The organism is Psychrobacter vallis (genome assembly GCF_904846715.1).
GTDB lineage: Bacteria > Pseudomonadota > Gammaproteobacteria > Pseudomonadales > Moraxellaceae > Psychrobacter > Psychrobacter vallis.
Genome location: NZ_CAJHBU010000017.1, coordinates 1 through 16,930 on the forward strand (window position 1 = coordinate 1; position 16,930 = coordinate 16,930).

The 16,930-nt window shown below is 44.8% G+C and carries 16 protein-coding genes; 5 read left to right on the top strand and 11 right to left on the bottom strand.

The window, feature by feature from the left end:
* Positions 1–60 precede the first annotated feature (60 nt).
* From JMY02_RS10480 to JMY02_RS10500, 5 genes are all read right to left on the bottom strand, one after another.
* On the bottom strand, positions 61–291 hold the full coding sequence (locus JMY02_RS10480) for a hypothetical protein (protein WP_201597884.1): 231 nt from the start codon (positions 289–291) through the stop codon (positions 61–63).
* Positions 292–639: 348 nt separating this feature from the next.
* On the bottom strand, positions 640–1,665 hold the full coding sequence (gene tdh, locus JMY02_RS10485; protein WP_201597886.1) for an L-threonine 3-dehydrogenase: 1,026 nt from the start codon (positions 1,663–1,665) through the stop codon (positions 640–642).
* Between the two features lie 63 nt (positions 1,666–1,728).
* A complete protein-coding gene (gene kbl, locus JMY02_RS10490; protein ID WP_201597888.1) occupies positions 1,729–2,919 on the bottom strand; it encodes a glycine C-acetyltransferase in 1,191 nt (396 codons plus the stop codon).
* A 78-nt stretch (positions 2,920–2,997) separates the two neighbouring features.
* Positions 2,998–3,744 (bottom strand): pyridoxine 5'-phosphate synthase, encoded by a 747-nt coding sequence (locus JMY02_RS10495; RefSeq protein ID WP_201597890.1) that lies wholly within the window; start codon positions 3,742–3,744, stop codon positions 2,998–3,000.
* A 64-nt stretch (positions 3,745–3,808) separates the two neighbouring features.
* The gene (locus tag JMY02_RS10500) at positions 3,809–4,684 is read right to left on the bottom strand and encodes an N-acetylmuramoyl-L-alanine amidase (RefSeq protein ID WP_201597891.1); all 876 of its coding nucleotides are present in this window, start codon (positions 4,682–4,684) and stop codon (positions 3,809–3,811) included.
* 104 nt (positions 4,685–4,788) lie between these two features.
* On the opposite strand from JMY02_RS10500, the gene JMY02_RS10505 reads away from it, so the two are divergent.
* Complete coding sequence (locus JMY02_RS10505) at positions 4,789–5,217, top strand: hypothetical protein (protein WP_201597901.1); 429 nt, start codon at positions 4,789–4,791, stop codon at positions 5,215–5,217.
* Between the two features lie 26 nt (positions 5,218–5,243).
* Here the strand turns inward: JMY02_RS10505 and JMY02_RS10510 are convergent, their stop codons facing one another.
* From JMY02_RS10510 to JMY02_RS10535, 6 genes are all read right to left on the bottom strand, one after another.
* Complete coding sequence (locus JMY02_RS10510; RefSeq protein WP_201597904.1) at positions 5,244–5,663, bottom strand: hypothetical protein; 420 nt, start codon at positions 5,661–5,663, stop codon at positions 5,244–5,246.
* A 47-nt stretch (positions 5,664–5,710) separates the two neighbouring features.
* Entirely contained in the window at positions 5,711–6,448 is a 738-nt protein-coding gene (locus JMY02_RS10515) for an MOSC domain-containing protein (protein ID WP_201597907.1), read from the bottom strand.
* A 198-nt stretch (positions 6,449–6,646) separates the two neighbouring features.
* Positions 6,647–7,060 carry a ribosome silencing factor gene (rsfS, locus tag JMY02_RS10520; protein WP_021815449.1) on the bottom strand — a complete coding sequence of 138 codons (414 nt, stop codon included), beginning with the start codon at positions 7,058–7,060 and terminating at the stop codon, positions 6,647–6,649.
* A gap of 125 nt (positions 7,061–7,185) precedes the next feature.
* On the bottom strand, positions 7,186–8,094 hold the full coding sequence (locus tag JMY02_RS10525) for a nicotinate-nicotinamide nucleotide adenylyltransferase (protein ID WP_201597909.1): 909 nt from the start codon (positions 8,092–8,094) through the stop codon (positions 7,186–7,188).
* A gap of 176 nt (positions 8,095–8,270) precedes the next feature.
* The gene (gene pta, locus JMY02_RS10530; protein ID WP_201597911.1) at positions 8,271–10,418 is read right to left on the bottom strand and encodes a phosphate acetyltransferase; all 2,148 of its coding nucleotides are present in this window, start codon (positions 10,416–10,418) and stop codon (positions 8,271–8,273) included.
* A 127-nt stretch (positions 10,419–10,545) separates the two neighbouring features.
* Positions 10,546–11,778 carry an acetate/propionate family kinase gene (locus JMY02_RS10535; protein WP_201597914.1) on the bottom strand — a complete coding sequence of 411 codons (1,233 nt, stop codon included), beginning with the start codon at positions 11,776–11,778 and terminating at the stop codon, positions 10,546–10,548.
* Between the two features lie 656 nt (positions 11,779–12,434).
* Between JMY02_RS10535 and lptM the strand changes: the two genes are divergently transcribed.
* From lptM to JMY02_RS10555, 4 genes are all read left to right on the top strand, one after another.
* Positions 12,435–12,728, top strand: coding sequence for an LPS translocon maturation chaperone LptM (lptM, locus tag JMY02_RS10540; protein ID WP_201597917.1), 294 nt, complete (start codon positions 12,435–12,437; stop codon positions 12,726–12,728).
* Between the two features lie 375 nt (positions 12,729–13,103).
* Positions 13,104–14,456 carry a diaminopimelate decarboxylase gene (gene lysA / locus JMY02_RS10545; protein WP_201597920.1) on the top strand — a complete coding sequence of 451 codons (1,353 nt, stop codon included), beginning with the start codon at positions 13,104–13,106 and terminating at the stop codon, positions 14,454–14,456.
* Between the two features lie 355 nt (positions 14,457–14,811).
* Positions 14,812–15,699, top strand: a complete 888-nt coding sequence (gene dapF / locus JMY02_RS10550) for a diaminopimelate epimerase (protein WP_201597923.1) — start codon at positions 14,812–14,814, stop codon at positions 15,697–15,699.
* Positions 15,700–15,899: 200 nt separating this feature from the next.
* Complete coding sequence (locus tag JMY02_RS10555) at positions 15,900–16,922, top strand: tyrosine recombinase XerC (RefSeq protein ID WP_406947756.1); 1,023 nt, start codon at positions 15,900–15,902, stop codon at positions 16,920–16,922.
* The last annotated feature ends 8 nt before the right edge of the window (positions 16,923–16,930 follow it).

The window sequence follows — 16,930 nt, forward strand, 5'->3', positions numbered from 1 at the left end:
CCGCTCTTTTTTACTTAGTTTACAACGGGTTATCTTCATAAAAGTAGTCTAGCATAGTGCTTATCTACTACAGCCCCTATTTTTATATTCATGGAATAGCTCATTTGTTTTATCGTTATACCGTTGAGTAGCTTCAGGAATATATTCTGATGCACATTCTTCAATATCCATAATTCTATGTAAGAAAATGTCAATTACTTCGCCAACCTCATATATTTCCTTCTTAAGAGCTACTTTATCCTCTATGATTTGTTCATTAGTATTAGAATTTTTGGTATTTAATTCATCCATATTAAAAATCCCTATATTTTAGGTATTATGAGTTTTACTATTTGAAGATGTTAACATTATATAAAAATATTAAATTATCTTTTAGACTCTATCTGGGCTTAAGTGATCAACTCATGAATCTTAACACACAAGCATCATAGTCAGAGCGTGGTTTCGCTTCCTGCTCCTTTTCCCATGCTCGTTTAGGTTTTTCGTTTAGATATCTCTGTAGATTGTCTTGCTCAAAACTACTCATAAATATCACCACTTTTCATTATCCAAAAAAAACGGTACTGAAATCAGCACCGTTTTATCAGTCGTGACAGTGTAAAAGCTAACCACGACTTCTCAAATACTGAATCACCAAAATCAATCCCAGCTTAAAATTACCTTACCGCATTGTCCACTTTCCATGATATCAAAGCCTTCTTGGAAGTCATCGATGTGCATGCGATGGGTAATGATTGGCGATAGATCAATACCGCTGATCAGCATTTGCTCCATCTGATACCACGTCTCCCACATCTCACGCCCATAGATACCTTTTAGGGTTAACGCCTTAAAGATAATTTTGCTCCAATCCACCGTGGTGGTGTTGGGTAAAATGCCCAAGAGAGAGATTTTAGAGCCGTTATACATGTTACTAATCATCGAATCAAAGGCCTGAGGTGAACCTGACATCTCAAGCCCAATGTCAAAGCCGTGCATTTTTAACGTATCGATAGCGCCTTCGATGGTTTCACCTTTGGCTGGGTTGATGGTCATCGTCGCACCCATTTTTTTGGCAAGCTCTAGGCGATAATCACTGATATCGCTGACCACAATATTACGCGCCCCAGCAAAGCGGCAAATTGCCGTTGCCATTGACCCAATCAGTCCTGCACCCGTAATCAGCACATCTTCACCCAGTACAGGAAAGGAAAGGGCAGTATGAGTGGCATTGCCAAAGGGGTCCATAATGGCGGCCATCTCATCGCTGATACGCTCATCGAGTTTGATGACATTATCAGCAGGTATCACCAAATATTCGGCAAACGCGCCATCGCGGTCGACGCCCACACCGATGGTGTTTTCGCACACATGTAGCTTACCACGGCGGCAGTTGCGGCAATGCCCGCAAGCGATATGACCTTCGCCTGTGACTCGGTCACCCACCTCAAGATGCTTGACGCCATCGCCCATTTCACTAATGACACCGACGTATTCATGTCCGATAATCATCGGCGTCTTGATGGTGTTTTGTGACCACTCATCCCACTTATAAATGTGCAAATCTGTACCACAGATAGCGGTTTTTTTAATTTTGATTTTAACGTCATTAATGCCAACCGTTGGTTCTGGCATGTCTTGCATCCAGATGCCTTTTCTATCATGGGCTTTAACCAGTGCTTTCATACTTTTCTCTTATTTAACTGTGTTGCATTTCAATGTTGAATCTAGATAAATACCGAACGACGCTTAATCAATCACTTTCATTTGCTTGGCGACCTTAATAAAGGCGGCGATACACTGGTCGAGCTGCTCGCGAGTATGGGCAGCAGAGAGCTGGACACGAATGCGAGCTTGGTCTTTGGGTACGACAGGGTAGAAGAAGCCAATCACATAAATGCCTTCATCAAGCAGCGCCTCTGCCATTTGTTGCGAGACAGTGGCGTCATAAAGCATCACCGCACAAATGGCCGATTCGGTGGGCTTGATATCGAAGCCCGCATCTTGCATTTTCTTCACAAAATAAGCGGTATTTTCATGCAATTTGTCTTGTAGGGTATTGTTTTGCGCTAGCATCTCAAACGCTTTTAATCCAGCGGCCGCGATCATGGGCGGAATGGAGTTTGAAAACAGATACGGGCGTGAGCGTTGACGCAGCATCTCAATTATTTCTTTTTTACCCGTCGTAAAGCCGCCAATCGCACCGCCAAATGCCTTGCCCAAGGTACCCGTGATCAGCTCAATATCACCACGTAGATCAAACAATTCAGTCACGCCGCCACCCGTGCGACCGACGACGCCTGCTGAATGACACTCGTCAATCATGACCATGGCATCATATTTTTGTGCCAACGCATAGATCTCATCCATCGGTGCCACATTACCATCCATTGAAAACACGGCATCGGTGACAATTAAGCGAAAACGTTGTGCTTGTGCCGCTTGCAGCTGAGCCTCTAAGTCTTGCATATCCGCATTGGCATAGCGATAACGCGCGGCTTTACACAGGCGCACACCATCGATGATTGAAGCATGGTTTAACGAATCAGAAATAATGGCGTCGTCGCTGGTCAGTAGTGGCTCAAAGACACCGCCATTGGCATCGAAACAGGCCGCATAAAGAATCGTATCTTCAGTATTAAAAAATTGAGAAATCGCCGCCTCTAACTGCTTGTGCAAATCTTGCGTACCACAAATAAAACGCACCGATGACATGCCATAACCTGAGTCTTCAATGGCCTCGGTAGCCGCCTTTTTAATCTCAGGGTGGTCAGACAATCCAAGGTAATTATTGGCACAGAAGTTAAGCATTTCACGGCCATCGGCGATCGTGATGAGCGCATCTTGCGGAGAGGTGATAACGCGCTCGTTTTTATACAGGCCTGCGTCGCGGATATCGCTGATTTCTTGTTGTAGATGCTTCTGAAAGGCGTGATACATAATGATTCCTTTTTTAATATTATTGGCGTTTGCTTAGGATTTGTTGATAGAGCCAAACTGTTTGCTCATTGATGCGGGCTAAGCACAGATGTCTAAATACTGACGCACCACATTATCCATGCCCTGCTCTAGTGACTCAATCGTAAACGCATGACCGATAGACACCTCAGCGATGTTACCAAGACTGAGCAATTGGGCTAAGTTCTCTAAATTCAAATCATGACCCGCATTGACGCGAATGCCGTTATCACTGGCGAGGTTGATACAGTCGCTAAAGCGTTGTTTGACCTCATTGAAATCAATATTGCCATCGCTCTTATCATTACTGTAGGCGCGCGCCCATTCTTCGGTATACATCTCTATCGTTTGCACGTCGCTGTCGATAACGGCTTTGAGTTGCTCGATATCAGGATCGATAAATACCGCGCAGCGTGTGCCAAAACCTTGCAACTCATGACTCAGCGCTGACAGCATGTCTTTGTGTTTGATGATATCGAAACCATGATCGGAGGTCAGTTGGTCTTCGCTGTCGGGCACGAGGGTACATTGATGCGGTTTGACTTCACGAATCAGGGATAAAAACTGCTCGTTCGGGTTGCCCTCGATATTGAACTCGATGTCTTTATAGTCTTTTAAAAACGCACTGATATCATAGACATCTTGGTATCTGATATGACGCTCATCAGGTCGCGGATGCACAGTAAAGCCTTTGACGCCCAGATCAATCAGTTTCTTCACGAAGTACAGTAGATTGGGATAATCTGTGCCTCTTGAGTTTCTGATTAAGGCGAGTTTATTCAAATTGACACTAAATAGGGTGCTCATAATATGTCCTTTTTCATTGTTGTTATGGATAAATAGATAGGTTGTTAATGGCTAATATCTAATTTTAGTAGAAGTCATCGCGACCAGCATACTTCATATTTAGCGCCTGCAATATCGCATAGGTCTCGCTATCCATATTACCGGTTGGCTGCTGCGGTCTGAAATGCAATTGAAACGCATAGATGACATCGCGACTGGGCTTGTCCCATTCGTCGCTATTATTGATTTGATAGCCATATTTGTGAAAAGCTTGCTTGATCTCCTGCACGCTTGGCGCGACCAAGGTACGCCGACTCATAATTTCTTGCTTGTCCGCTTCATCATACCAAGCGCCGATACCATACTCTTTATACAGTCGCTCCCAAGGGAATTTTGCACCCGGGTCGATTTTGCGCGAGGGCGCCATATCTGAGTGACCGATGATGTTTTTGGGTAAGATGTCATAGCGTGTGGCGATATCTTGCACCAATTGCGCGACTTTTTTAATCTGCAATTCATCAAACGCCACATAATGCTCATAAGGATGGTAATCCATATTGCCATTCTTTAGCGCGTCTCGATATTCAGGCTTGATCCCTGCGTTGACGATTTCGATACCAATAGAGGTATCGTTGAGGATGGTTCGTCCTGAAAAGCCACCATCGCCTGCATGCCACGCGCGCTCAGACTCTGGCACTAGGTTATAGATTTTATCATCGTTACTATCTAAGACCAGATAGTGCGCGCTCACATTGCCCGTGGTCAATGTTTTGATTGAGCGCTCATTGTCTGAGACCGTATAGTGCAAGACGATGGTTTTGATGCGCTGGCTTTTGCCCGTAGATTGATAGGTATCGCTGTCAACGACATAGTTGTTTGTGGTTGCCACTGGTGAGGTCGTGGTCACGCAACCAATCAAAGGCAGAGTTAAGCCAAGTGTTAAGAAGATGTTTTTTACCATGAAATGCTCTGTTTAGGAATGATAATATAAAATACGCTATAGTTTCTTATATTAAATTTGATAGCTATAAGATTATCTTTTAATTTAGTGAACCGGATTCAATTATGTCTATAAGTATAGAGAGCTTAGATTGCTGGGATTTAACTTGGTTTGCTTCTGATAAGGAAGGTAAATTAGGCGTATTCTTTAGCAATGGTACGACCTCGGTTTTGGTCAATAATATTCTAAAAGAGCAAAATTATGAGAACTGTTATGACTATTTTAACCGTCTAGAAGACAATGGTAGCATTGGTAGTTTTTGTATAGAACATCAAGATGTATTTGTTAGTAATACTAATCTTGAAGAATTTATTTTTTATACAAAAAAAGGGCTATATGTATATGATACTGATGATTTAACTCAGCCATATTATAGTTTAGTAGCTAAGCCTTCTGTCCCATTGCTAGTGAGCAATATTGATAAAAAAATGGTTAAAATTATCGAAAATTATAAATATGTTTTTTTAGATGCTATTAGAATTGAGCCTGTTTAAAGGTAGAATAATAAACAGTTCTATTGTCACGGCTCATAGAAGGTTACTACAGGATAAAAACTTTCCCCTACAATCTCAACTATGAAATGTCTATTAGGATATTTTTTCATCAGATGATACTCCCAATTATGCTTTATAAGCTCTGCCACATTCATTATTGTTTCATTACTAGATCTATCAGCTGTATTAAAGAAAACATCGTCTACTACTAATCTGTTCATACTTTCCTGAGCTTCAACTTTGCTAGCCATGTTTGGCAAACCTTCATCATACATCTCACTGATTTCTTTCTCGTAGATACCTTCGATATTGAGTAAAATAATTCCTTTATATTCAAAAGTAATTGGCAACAAGATTGTTGATATTATCTCTATATCTTCAGGATAAATTTCATAATTTATATATAGGGGAACGTTATAATCAGTATTGTAGGGAGATTCTTTCATCTCATTCTCCCACTTTTTGTATTTCCAATTCCTTACATCATTCATATTCAACCCTTCCGAATCTTTTTAGCCAATACTTTCTTCCAACTCTCTTCCAAACACTCAATCTCCAGCCAAGGCTCAATCATATCGGCATCAAACTTTTCTTTCGAATTAGACAGCTGCCAAAGTGTCTCAAGCGTGGAAAATGGGTAAGGGCGCTCGATCAGATATACGGGCAAGTCAGCATTAATCACGCCATCACGAACCACTTGAAAATACCAACCCGATATACCTTGCTTACTGACCCAAGACGCAATATTCGGCACTTTGGTAAATTGTCCGATTTGATCATTGATTTTGTAGCAGGGGCGGCGCGGTTGGACGATACGCAGTTGCACGCTATCTTCACCGTTTATTTTGTTCTCACCATATTGATAAATGTCACCAATACAAACCGTAGACCCATCCATCTCTGGTAGACCGTTAACCGCTTCGGTCGTGAGGTTTTCGCCGAGTGTACCGACACGCACTTTTAGATCAAACTCAGCGTTAATCTTGTCGTAAGTGGCGATGGGTAATTGATGCACTGCTTTTAAGGGGCCGCCATGATGTTTGCGATCGGCTTGCTCATCCGTGGTCAAGCCCATAAAGTTGACAGCGACAGGCGCGTCGATTGGTTTTTTATCGATGGCACTCATTTGCTCACGGGTGAACGGCATGGCTTTTCCTGCGCGTACGCATACTAAGTTGGCCACGTGTATGGGTAAAGTCAGTTCAAGGTTTGGGTTGTGTTTAGCAGACATGGCCGATCCTTAATGATACTTGAGAAATAGTACAAAACTTGGTCAGGAGTAGTGGTAATGATGATAGCAATCTATCCGACAATTATCTATTTTAATGAGTGCTTATCATTGCAGACATATCCAAATATGGGCACAAAAAAAGACCAGAATAGTAATTCTGGTCTTTTTGGTCTAACAAGATCATTGTACGTAATAATCTTATTTGTTTTTGTTGCGACGACCCGCAGTTTTCTTTTCACGTGGTACAGCGACCAGTTCAGCTAATTGTTCAGGTGATGACCATAGGCCTTCTAAGTCATAGAACTCACGTGCTTGTGGCGTCATCATATGAACGACGACCGCGCCCAAATCAATCAACGTCCAGTCAGAGTCGAGGCCGCCTTCACGGCCAAGTGGCATAAAGCCGCCTTGCTTCGCTTCAGCACCAACACTATCAGCCATCGCACGCACATGGCGCTTTGACGTACCGTCAGCGATGACGATGCGTTCTGTGACGTCGGTCAAGTCTTCTACATTTAGTACAGTGATGTTCTTAGCTTTCATATCTTCTAGCGCGCTTTGGACAAGGTTTAAGCACACGGTTAAGCGTTCTTCAGTCATGGTGTTGATCATAAATTTTAATCTCTTGAATCGTCAATATATAAAATAAAAAGGTAAATCATTGATGGGTATTGTCCAACTGACCGGATATCACCAATCACGTATAAAGACAAAATAGAAAAAATGATAAAGTGATTTTAACGGAATTGCGCCGCGGAATATAGCTGATGGGCAATAATATAATGATAAACAGCAGGATTTAGCCATTTAACGAATGGATTGGATGTAGTATTGCTAATGATAGCATTTATTGGCGTTACAGAGGTAATTTGCGTTTCGGCTGGCGCTGTCGTATTTGAGCAATTTGTCATTGACTGTAATTGCTGACGTAGCTCAGTACTTGAGATGGCCGTTACAGGACGATTGTCTATATAAATGTGGCCTTTATAAGCATTTTTCAAGGCGCTGCTATCTGCAAGCGTTTGAGAAGTGGGCAAGAGCAACTCAGTCGGTACATCGATGACTAGGTTTTGTAGCGGTGTCGGCAGCTGAGCTTGTAGTACCGCCGTCTCTTGCTTCGTTAAATTTTCCTCAACAAGGTTATCCGCTCTAACATCGTTATAAACGTCAGACACGCTATTCATACCGTGACGACTAAAAATCCAAAGATTGACATAATCCGTCAGCCTGAGTCCGTCTTTCCATTGATCCAAACTACGGGCGCTATCCATACCCATGATAAATATCAAACAGTCATTAGGATAGCGCTGTCTTAAGGTACGCACACTATCGATGGTATAGACAGGCGGCGTTTGCCATAATTCCAGCTCGTTAATTTGTAAGGGTGTATTGCGCGTTGCCAGTTTTAACATGGCCAAACGATGGGCAGGGTCGGTGCTGTGTGTTTTGAATGGCGAACGGGCGTTTGGCAATAATGACACGCGCAGATCGCGCTGTTGTAGCGTCGCTATCGGTAACAAACAGTGATAAACGGTCATTGCCATTTGTACATGACCGCTGTGCACGGGGTCAAATGAGCCGCCTAGATAAGCGCGAATGGTGGGCGCAGAATGTTTGTCGTGACGGTCATTGGTAATAGTGGGCATAAATAAATGAGCAAAAAGCGAGAGAGAAGAGCGTTATTGTAGAGGGCACGGCGGCGGCTGTCATCAAAAGCTCGCAAAAGTCATAACATTTTCAATAAAAACCCTTAAGAAAAAACCGACTATCATGACGATAGTCGGTGATAAAACGTATGGTTTTTAGGCAAACGTGACAACGATTAAATCAAATCGCTATACGCTTGGATGGCGGTCAGGGCGATGGTATACACAATATCATCGACCAAAGCACCGCGTGATAAATCGTTTACAGGCTTATTCAAACCTTGCAACATCGGGCCCACGCTGATGACATTGGCACTACGCTGTACGGCTTTGTAAGTGGTGTTACCGGTATTGAGGTCTGGGAAAATAAAGACATTGGCTTGTCCCGCAACAGGTGAGTCAGGGGCTTTTTGTTTACCGACGCTCATGACCGAGGCAGCATCATACTGTAGTGGACCATCGACCTTGAGATTTGGTTCGCGTTCGCGGACGATTTGGGTGGCACGAGTGACTTTTTCGACGTCTGCGCCTGCGCCTGATGAGCCAGTAGAATAGCTAATCATGGCAACTTTTGGATCAATACCGAAGGCAGCGGCAGATTGCGCCGATTGAATGGCAATCTCGGCCAGCTCTTCTGCCGTTGGGTCAGGGTTGATGGCACAGTCACCATAGACAACCACTTGCTCAGGCAACAGCATAAAGAATACCGACGATACCAAAGAGTACTGCGGGGCGGTCTTAATCAACTGAAATGCTGGGCGAACGGTGTTGGCAGTGGTGTGAATCGCGCCAGAGACCAAGCCATCGACTTCGTCCATTTGTAGCATGGTAGTGCCCAAATACACGGTATCTTTTAGGTATTCTGCCGCGACATCTTCGCTGGTTTTGCCTTTACGGCGCTCAACGACCGCTGCGATATATTTGCTCATATCTAGGTCGTCAGGATCGATGATTTCCAGACCTTCTGGTAAGGTCAAATCACGGTTTTTGGCCACTTGTTCGACATCAGAACGCTTCGCGAGTAGGACACAATTAGCGATACCGCGGCTTTGACAGATACAAGCTGCTTCCACAGTACGCGGCTCCGAGCCTTCTGGCAGCACGATGCGTTTTTTGGCGTGCTGGGCTTTTTTGACCAACTGATGGCGAAAGGCAGAAGGTGACAAACGCGGCTCATAATCGCGGCTGAAATATTCTTTAATCCAGTCCAAGTTTAAATGCGCCGCTACGTAACGCGCCACTTCTTCAGCGCGTGCGGTATCATCACTTGGAATTTCAGAACTCATATGCACCAAATTCTGTACGGTCTCATAACTGTCACTTTCGACACTCATCACCGGAATGCCCGTCTTGAGTGCTGACTGCCACAGCTCAGCAACCGTGGCACTTGGCTCGACACCGCCAGTTAAGACCAAACCTGCCAGTGGAATACCGTTGATACAGGCCAATCCAGCTGCCAATAATAAGTCATCACGATCCCCTGGGACGACGATAAGAGTGCCGCGTTTGAACACTTCATCGACGCGCGCAACGGAGCGTGCCGTTAGGCTAATACGGTTGATACGGCGCGTTTTTGCGTCACCGACATTGAGCCATTTGGCATCAAGCTCAGTGGCAATATCCCAAGTACGCGGCACGGATAATGAGTCGCTAAATGGCACCACACCGATCAAGCGAAACACCTCAGTATCGAAATGTGGTGACAAGCGCTGGACTTCTTGCATGAACGTTTTGTCCAAGCTAACCATTGCCTCACCAGGAGCGACAGGCTGGTTCTCAAAAGTATTGGGAACATCGTGCACACGCATCAAAATCACGCCGAGTGTACGGGCATTGGCGATACCGCCAAACTCACGAGCGTGAACATCGAGCTTGTCGGCCAGATAAGCAGGTTTGCTGGTATCAGCGGTACTGACAAAAATAATTTTGGCATCGAGTGCATGAGCGATAGCACGGTTGATTTGCGAGGCATAAGAGGTCTCGGTAGTCGGTACCAGTCCCTCGCAGATGACCACATCATGACCATCACCAATCGTATGATAATTGACGACCACCTCTTCTAACAAGTCATCAATATTGCCATCGCCAAGCATGCGCTCCACGCGTTGACGACTGATAGATTTGGGCGGATTTAGACCAAAAGCATGCATGGTTAAGGCACTTGAGCTGTCTAAGCTGCGCTGCTTATCCAAAGTGTCATCTTGCAAAAATGGCTTCATAAAGCCCGCTTTTATACCATTATAGTCAAAAGCACGAATCAGACCCAGCGCGGCTGATGTGACACCAATACCGCGGCTGATGGGAACAAGTAAAATGGTTTGCATAGTGTATCCTACGGTTTATTATATTTTTAAAGCTCAAGTCATCTTTGCTGAAATGAGCAAAACGTCACACTTCTCATCATTGACTCATAAGAAGCGCTGGGTAAAAAACACCCAAAGACTATCGAGCCTAGACTAAGTTCAAAGCTTCACGCGTTTCTTGAGCGATACGACCTTCTTCATCTGTTGGTATGACCCATAGCTCAAGGCTACTATCGCTGCTATGGAAGCTGCCTTCATTGCCACCGACTAAGTTTGCGTTTTTGTCCGCATCTACTTTGATACCGAAATGACGCATCACTTCTAGGATACGGGTACGCGTGGTGACAGAATTTTCACCGATACCGCCTGTGAAGACAATACCAGTAAGCTCAGGCAACGCACAGCTCAAGCTGGCAAGGTATTTACCCACACGGTAACAGAACATCTCAATGGCAAGCTCTGCGTCTTTATGACCTTCGCTAGCCGCTTGTTCGATAGTACGCAAGTCATTAGACAATCCTGAGATACCGAGCAAACCGCTTTCTTTATTGAGCATGGTGTCGATATCTTCTAAGCTCATGTCGAGCTGGCGCTTTAGATGTATGTGCAGACTTGGATCCACATCGCCACTGCGCGTGCCCATCATCAGGCCTTCAAGTGGAGTTAGACCCATGCTGGTATCGAGACTTTTGCCATCATAAACGGCAGTCGCTGAGCAGCCGTTGCCCAGATGCGCGGTCAGCCAACCATGCGTGCCGCTCGCATCCGTGATTTCCGTTGCTCGCTCTGAGACGTAGGCATGAGACGTACCATGAAAGCCATAACGGCGGATTTTGTGCTCTTCATACAGCGCTTTTGGTAATGGATAGCGAAAAGCAACGGGTGGCATGGTTTGGTGAAAGGCGGTATCAAAAACGACCACTTGCGGCATATCAGGATAAATGGCTTGGACGGCTTCGATGCCCAAGGCATTTGCTGGGTTGTGTAGCGGTGCCAATACTTTTAGACGCTTGACTTCGTCGAGCACATGCTCATCGACACTAACGGCTTCTGAGTACTCACGGCCGCCATGAACCACGCGATGACCGACCGCGATGAAATGATACTGCTCTAATAGCTCAAGGATTTTTTGTAGCGCTAACTTATGACGGCCACCTGGGATAGAAATCTCAAGCTTTTCCCCGTTGAGCGTGGTGTGTTTGATACGGGCAGTATCCAGTCCTAGGTTTTCGGCCAAACCAGTGATACGAGTAGCATTGTCATCGCTAATCAGTGCGTATTTGATGGAGGAAGAACCGCAGTTAAGGACTAAGGTAGGGTTGGTCAGGGTTGATGTGTCAGTATTATTGTCATCAAAAGTGGTGGTTGGGCTGGCGCTCATACTCTATCCTTAGATTGTATTTTATAAATGGTGATTCATCATCGATGAATACCGGTTAAATAAATAAAAATCAGCCACATCCATGCTGATATACGTTGAGCAAGTATATTGCTGATTTCGATCGCGTTTGGGCTGGCACTATTAATATAAGTGTTAGCTAAGTCGCATACTAGCGCCTTAGTACAGCCACAAGGTTGAGCATAATGTAACATATTTTTGTGGTTATACCACGATAACTAAAAGGGTTATAGCGACAGACGATTGCTTATCGAATACAACTGTACACCGATTGTAGCTAGGGTTGCTCAGGCACTAAAGCAAAAAATCAGCGATGATAAAAATTGTAAGAAAATTTTTCTAAATGAATATAAATCCTTTTAATGAGTGCCGCTATGTATGGATTTTTTTAGCAACGACCGCTTATTACAGTAAAACAATAAGTCTTAGTAAGGCCAAGTGTTCACCTTCTCTAAATTTATTGGTTAGTCGTATTCAGTATGCGCACAGCTTTATATAATAATGCTATTATTCAAGGCAGCCATCTGTGCCGTTTTTTGATGACGGCTTTTATTATATTTGGTTATTTCTATATTCTGTATGCGTCGCCTTTTTTCTATTATACTTATACCATTACAAGGTTACAGGTTATCTACTTTATGCTTACTATACGCCATTCTTTAAAAACCGAGCACGCTAATGCCGCCCGTGTCAGTCGTCGTGTTCTCTCTACTTTTATTATGGGTAGTGTTGTGATGCTAGGTATATCAGGATGTGGACAAAAAGGCGCTCTATATTTGACAGATGCTAGCGGTCAAACGGTTCAAGAAAGCACGGCGGTGTTAGCGAGTACTAGCCAGCCACAAGACGCCGCTTTTGCTGGTATCGATGATGATCAACAAATCTCCGATTTTGAGCTGCCAGAACCCAGCAACGATTCCAACGATTATTAGGGCGTGTTGAACATTCACAAATAGGCACTGCTGATTGCTAAAATTGTTCCAGACAAGGCGCAAGTCGATGATAATGTTAATACCTTAGCGAGACTTGCAACACAGTATGGGACAGTTTTAGCATCAGCCCCAATCATGAAAGCAGGGGACAGGACTCTTTTTTGCCGCTTCATTGCTAAAAATATACGTATAGAATGACTATACTTACGATTTTTACCTGCGAATCGCCTAAAAAATAGTCTCTGTCAGTGCCATGGTCGAATGTTCAACACGCCCTAAGGCGTGTTCTAAATATTTACTTTTTAGAGCGTTTTACCGATTTTCTTAAAACGTCACTTTCAATCTTGTTACCCTGAATAAATTAGAGATGTGTATATGAGTCATTCTGAGCCAAAAACTGGCGAGTCCGTAACTATCCAAACCGAGCAAGGACGATACATTGACCCTGCCGCCTTAACTGCCCATTTGCCAGCGTTGCATTATCATGATGATGCGCTGTATATGGAACAAGTCAGCATTGAGGCTATCGCCAAACAATACGGTACGCCATGCTATGTCTACTCAAAACAGGCGATATTGGACGTGTATCACGCATATACTGATAGCTTTGCCAGTTTGAATCATCAGATATGTTATGCCGTAAAAGCCAATTCTAATTTGGCAGTGCTTGGCGTATTGGTGCAAGCAGGTGCAGGATTCGATATTGTCTCACGTGGTGAGCTGATGCGGGTATTGGCTGCTGGTGGCGCCGCGTCGCGCGTGGTGTTTTCAGGCGTTGGCAAGACTTACAGCGATATTGAGTATGCACTCACGCAAGGTATTGGCTGCTTTAATGTTGAGTCGATCAGCGAGCTGACGTTAATCAACGAAGTGGCAAAAACGCTGGACAAACCTGCACCCATCTCATTACGTGTCAATCCAAACGTCGATGCCAAGACCCATCCTTATATCTCGACTGGCTTAAAAGACAATAAATTTGGTATTGCCCACGAAGACGCGCTCGCGGTCTATCAGCAAGCAGCGACATTGTCTCATATCGATATCGTCGGTATCGATTGTCATATTGGCTCGCAGTTGACGGAAGTCGAGCCATTTGTCGCGGCGTTGGATAAAGTCATCGAATTGATACACAGCTTACGTGATAACGGTATTGAGCTGCGTCATATTGATTTGGGTGGCGGTTTGGGCGTGCGTTATATCGATGAAACTCCGGTGTCTATTGATGTGTTTTCTGCTGCTTTATTACCGAAGCTTAGCGAGCTTGGCTTGACGGTGTTTTTTGAGCCGGGTCGCAGTATTGTGGCCAATGCTGGCATTTTGCTGACTCAAGTTGATGTACTAAAACCTACTGAGCACAAGAATTTTGCCATCGTGGATGCTGCCATGAACGACTTGATTCGCCCTGCATTGTATCAAGCTGACATGGCTGTGATTCCTGAAACGTTGCCGAATAACGGTATCAATACTGAAGGTACAAAAGCGTGGGATATCGTTGGCGCGATTTGTGAGACAGGGGACTTTTTGGCCAAAGACCGCTTGTTATCCTTAGCCGCAGGAGATATTTTGGCCATTACGGGTGCGGGTGCTTATGGCTTTACCATGAGCAGTAACTACAATTCACGTCCGCGTGCCAGCGAAGTCATGGTGGCGGATGATCGTCACCAGCTGATTCGTAAGCGCGAAACGATGGAAGCTTTATATGCTGATGAAACCTTGTGGCAAGGTTAAATGTAGCATAAAAAACAGCCCAAATATCCGCTGATTTTAACCGTTTAGACAAAACCCATTGTTATGATGACGATGGGTTTTTTATGGCAGATTTTTAGCAAAGATATAGTGATTTCAGTATAAAAACGAGTCAGCGAAACTGGAATACTTATCTTTAAACGAGAAGTTTCGCAGCCTCTGGCAGCAACGGCACAGCAAGCCAGAAAAATTGGTAACAGTCTCGCGTTATCATGCCCGATATCAGTTTTATTTAGTATCGACTATAACTTATCTTTGCATACAGTGATAATTATGATTGTAACTGACAGCGTGCTAATATAAGGCATACATAAAAATAGGATAGGATATCAAGGATATGCTAATAGAATTTACTAAGATGCATGGTCTGGGCAATGATTTTATGGTTATCGATTTGGTGACTCAGCGCTTAGATTTGACCAAGGATTTGGTGCAGTTATTGGGTGATCGTCATTTAGGCATTGGTTTCGATCAATTGCTCGTGGTCGAGCCACCGATGCGCCCTGATGTGGATTTCAGTTATCGCATTTTTAATACCGATGGCACGGAAGTCGAGCAATGCGGCAATGGCGCGCGTTGTTTCGCGCGTTTTGTGCAAGCGCGCAAGCTGTCATTTAAGCAGCGCCTACGCGTTGAAACCGCCAGCGGTATTATTTCGTTGACCACTGACCGTTATGGTTGGGTAGAGGTTGACATGGGTAAACCCAAGTTTGAGCCCAATGAGATTCCTTTTACCCCCAGAGCCACGACTAAGATTCAAAACGCCTATCATTTGGATGTAAATGGGACGCCAGTACAATTATACGTCGCCAATATGGGCAACCCACATGCCGTTATCAAAGTCGATAATGTACTCGATGCAGAAGTCGAAACCTTGGGCAAAGCCATCGAATCGCATCCCGCCTTTCCAGATCGTGTCAATGTTGGTTTTATGCAAGTGATGAACCAGCGTCACATTCGTTTGCGTGTGTATGAGCGCGGTGTTGGTGAGACACAAGCGTGCGGTACAGGTGCTTGTGCAGCGGTTGCCGTTGGGATACGTGAAGGCTGGCTCGATGAAGGCGAAGATGTACGCGCGCAGCTCTATGGTGGCAGTATGATTATCAAGTGGCAGCCGGGGTATTCTGTGATGATGACGGGACCCACGGCCTTTGTCTACGAAGGCGTGTTTAGCCCAGATGGGTTGATGGCGCAAGCAGGCATCAAGACCAATCCAGAAGACTAACCGTGCGTCGAAATGATAAGTGGCATATAGTCGTTGAAAAGTAATATCGATAAAATACGTACTGCTGGTGCAAATTTTTCTTGCTTGCTGTGCCGTTGCTGCCAGAGGCTGCAAAAAATTTACACTAGCAATACTGTAGCGACTTTAAAGTATTTCAACTATATATTTGCGATTAGGCCAATAATAGGGTTGTGTCTCATATGGTGATGTCTCATAAAAATGACCCTTCTATAAAATCAGAGCGATTGTTATCAGCAGGATTGGCAGTCACGATAGAGTCAGATGCTTCGCTGCGTGAGCTGTTATTACCTGTCCATCGCTGGCTACATACTTTGTCCGTGCGTAATCATTCGGAGCACACACTGACGGCTTATTTTGCTGGGTTAACTCAATTGGCGCTGTTTTTGCGTGGCAAACGCCTGACATGGACGCGCTGTGATAAGCGTCAGCTGGCACAACATATTGGTCAGCGTATAGATGAGGACAAGCTAGCACTGGCGAGTGTCCAGCAAGAGTTATCGGCTATTCGTCATTTTTATGGCTGGTTGATCGAAGAGAACTTGGCACGCATCAATCCAACGACTGGTTATCAGCTAAAGCGTAGTCCCAGACCCTTACCGTCCATCGCCGATGTGGATTTATTGACGCAATTGCTCGATCAAGAGATGCCGGATACACCAGAACAAGCCCGCTTATGGTTACGTGACAAAGCTATGTTTGAATTGCTCTATAGCAGTGGTCTGCGCGTCGGTGAGCTGGTCGCGCTAGATATGGTGGATGTGGATTTGTCCGATCTGCGGGTGCGAGTGACAGGTAAGGGTAATAAAACACGCTTGGTGCCATTGGGTGTCAAGGCTGCAGAGGCGATTACGCGCTATCTCCCGCATCGTCATCTTTGGGTAGAGCAGATGGACAGGGCGTTGTTTATCAGTGAAAAACTGGGGACTCGCTTATCCACGCGGGCGGTACAACAGCGTTTAAAAGTCGCTGCAACTCGTGCAGGCATCGCACAAAATATGTATCCGCATCTACTGCGCCATTGTTTTGCGTCACACATGCTGTCAGGCAGTGGTGACTTGCGTGCTGTTCAAGAGATGCTCGGGCACAGTGACATCAGTACCACCCAAATTTACACCCATGTGGATTTTGCCAAGCTAACGCAAGTCTACGACCGCGCCCATCCGCGTGCGACTCATGCGCAGAGTGACAGCGACGCTCCTTAAACTTTGAT

What these genes read in the sequence shown, in the direction of transcription:
- JMY02_RS10480 (WP_201597884.1), bottom strand. Translation starts at nt 291, where the DNA reads ATGGATGAATTAAATACCAAAAATTCTAATACTAATGAACAAATCATA.
- tdh (WP_201597886.1), bottom strand. Translation starts at nt 1,665, where the DNA reads ATGAAAGCACTGGTTAAAGCCCATGATAGAAAAGGCATCTGGATGCAA.
- kbl (WP_201597888.1), bottom strand. Translation starts at nt 2,919, where the DNA reads ATGTATCACGCCTTTCAGAAGCATCTACAACAAGAAATCAGCGATATC.
- JMY02_RS10495 (WP_201597890.1), bottom strand. Translation starts at nt 3,744, where the DNA reads ATGAGCACCCTATTTAGTGTCAATTTGAATAAACTCGCCTTAATCAGA.
- JMY02_RS10500 (WP_201597891.1), bottom strand. Translation starts at nt 4,684, where the DNA reads ATGGTAAAAAACATCTTCTTAACACTTGGCTTAACTCTGCCTTTGATT.
- JMY02_RS10505 (WP_201597901.1), top strand. Translation starts at nt 4,789, where the DNA reads ATGTCTATAAGTATAGAGAGCTTAGATTGCTGGGATTTAACTTGGTTT.
- JMY02_RS10510 (WP_201597904.1), bottom strand. Translation starts at nt 5,663, where the DNA reads ATGAAAGAATCTCCCTACAATACTGATTATAACGTTCCCCTATATATA.
- JMY02_RS10515 (WP_201597907.1), bottom strand. Translation starts at nt 6,448, where the DNA reads ATGTCTGCTAAACACAACCCAAACCTTGAACTGACTTTACCCATACAC.
- rsfS (WP_021815449.1), bottom strand. Translation starts at nt 7,060, where the DNA reads ATGATCAACACCATGACTGAAGAACGCTTAACCGTGTGCTTAAACCTT.
- JMY02_RS10525 (WP_201597909.1), bottom strand. Translation starts at nt 8,094, where the DNA reads ATGCCCACTATTACCAATGACCGTCACGACAAACATTCTGCGCCCACC.
- pta (WP_201597911.1), bottom strand. Translation starts at nt 10,418, where the DNA reads ATGCAAACCATTTTACTTGTTCCCATCAGCCGCGGTATTGGTGTCACA.
- JMY02_RS10535 (WP_201597914.1), bottom strand. Translation starts at nt 11,778, where the DNA reads ATGAGCGCCAGCCCAACCACCACTTTTGATGACAATAATACTGACACA.
- lptM (WP_201597917.1), top strand. Translation starts at nt 12,435, where the DNA reads ATGCTTACTATACGCCATTCTTTAAAAACCGAGCACGCTAATGCCGCC.
- lysA (WP_201597920.1), top strand. Translation starts at nt 13,104, where the DNA reads ATGAGTCATTCTGAGCCAAAAACTGGCGAGTCCGTAACTATCCAAACC.
- dapF (WP_201597923.1), top strand. Translation starts at nt 14,812, where the DNA reads ATGCTAATAGAATTTACTAAGATGCATGGTCTGGGCAATGATTTTATG.
- JMY02_RS10555 (WP_406947756.1), top strand. Translation starts at nt 15,900, where the DNA reads ATGGTGATGTCTCATAAAAATGACCCTTCTATAAAATCAGAGCGATTG.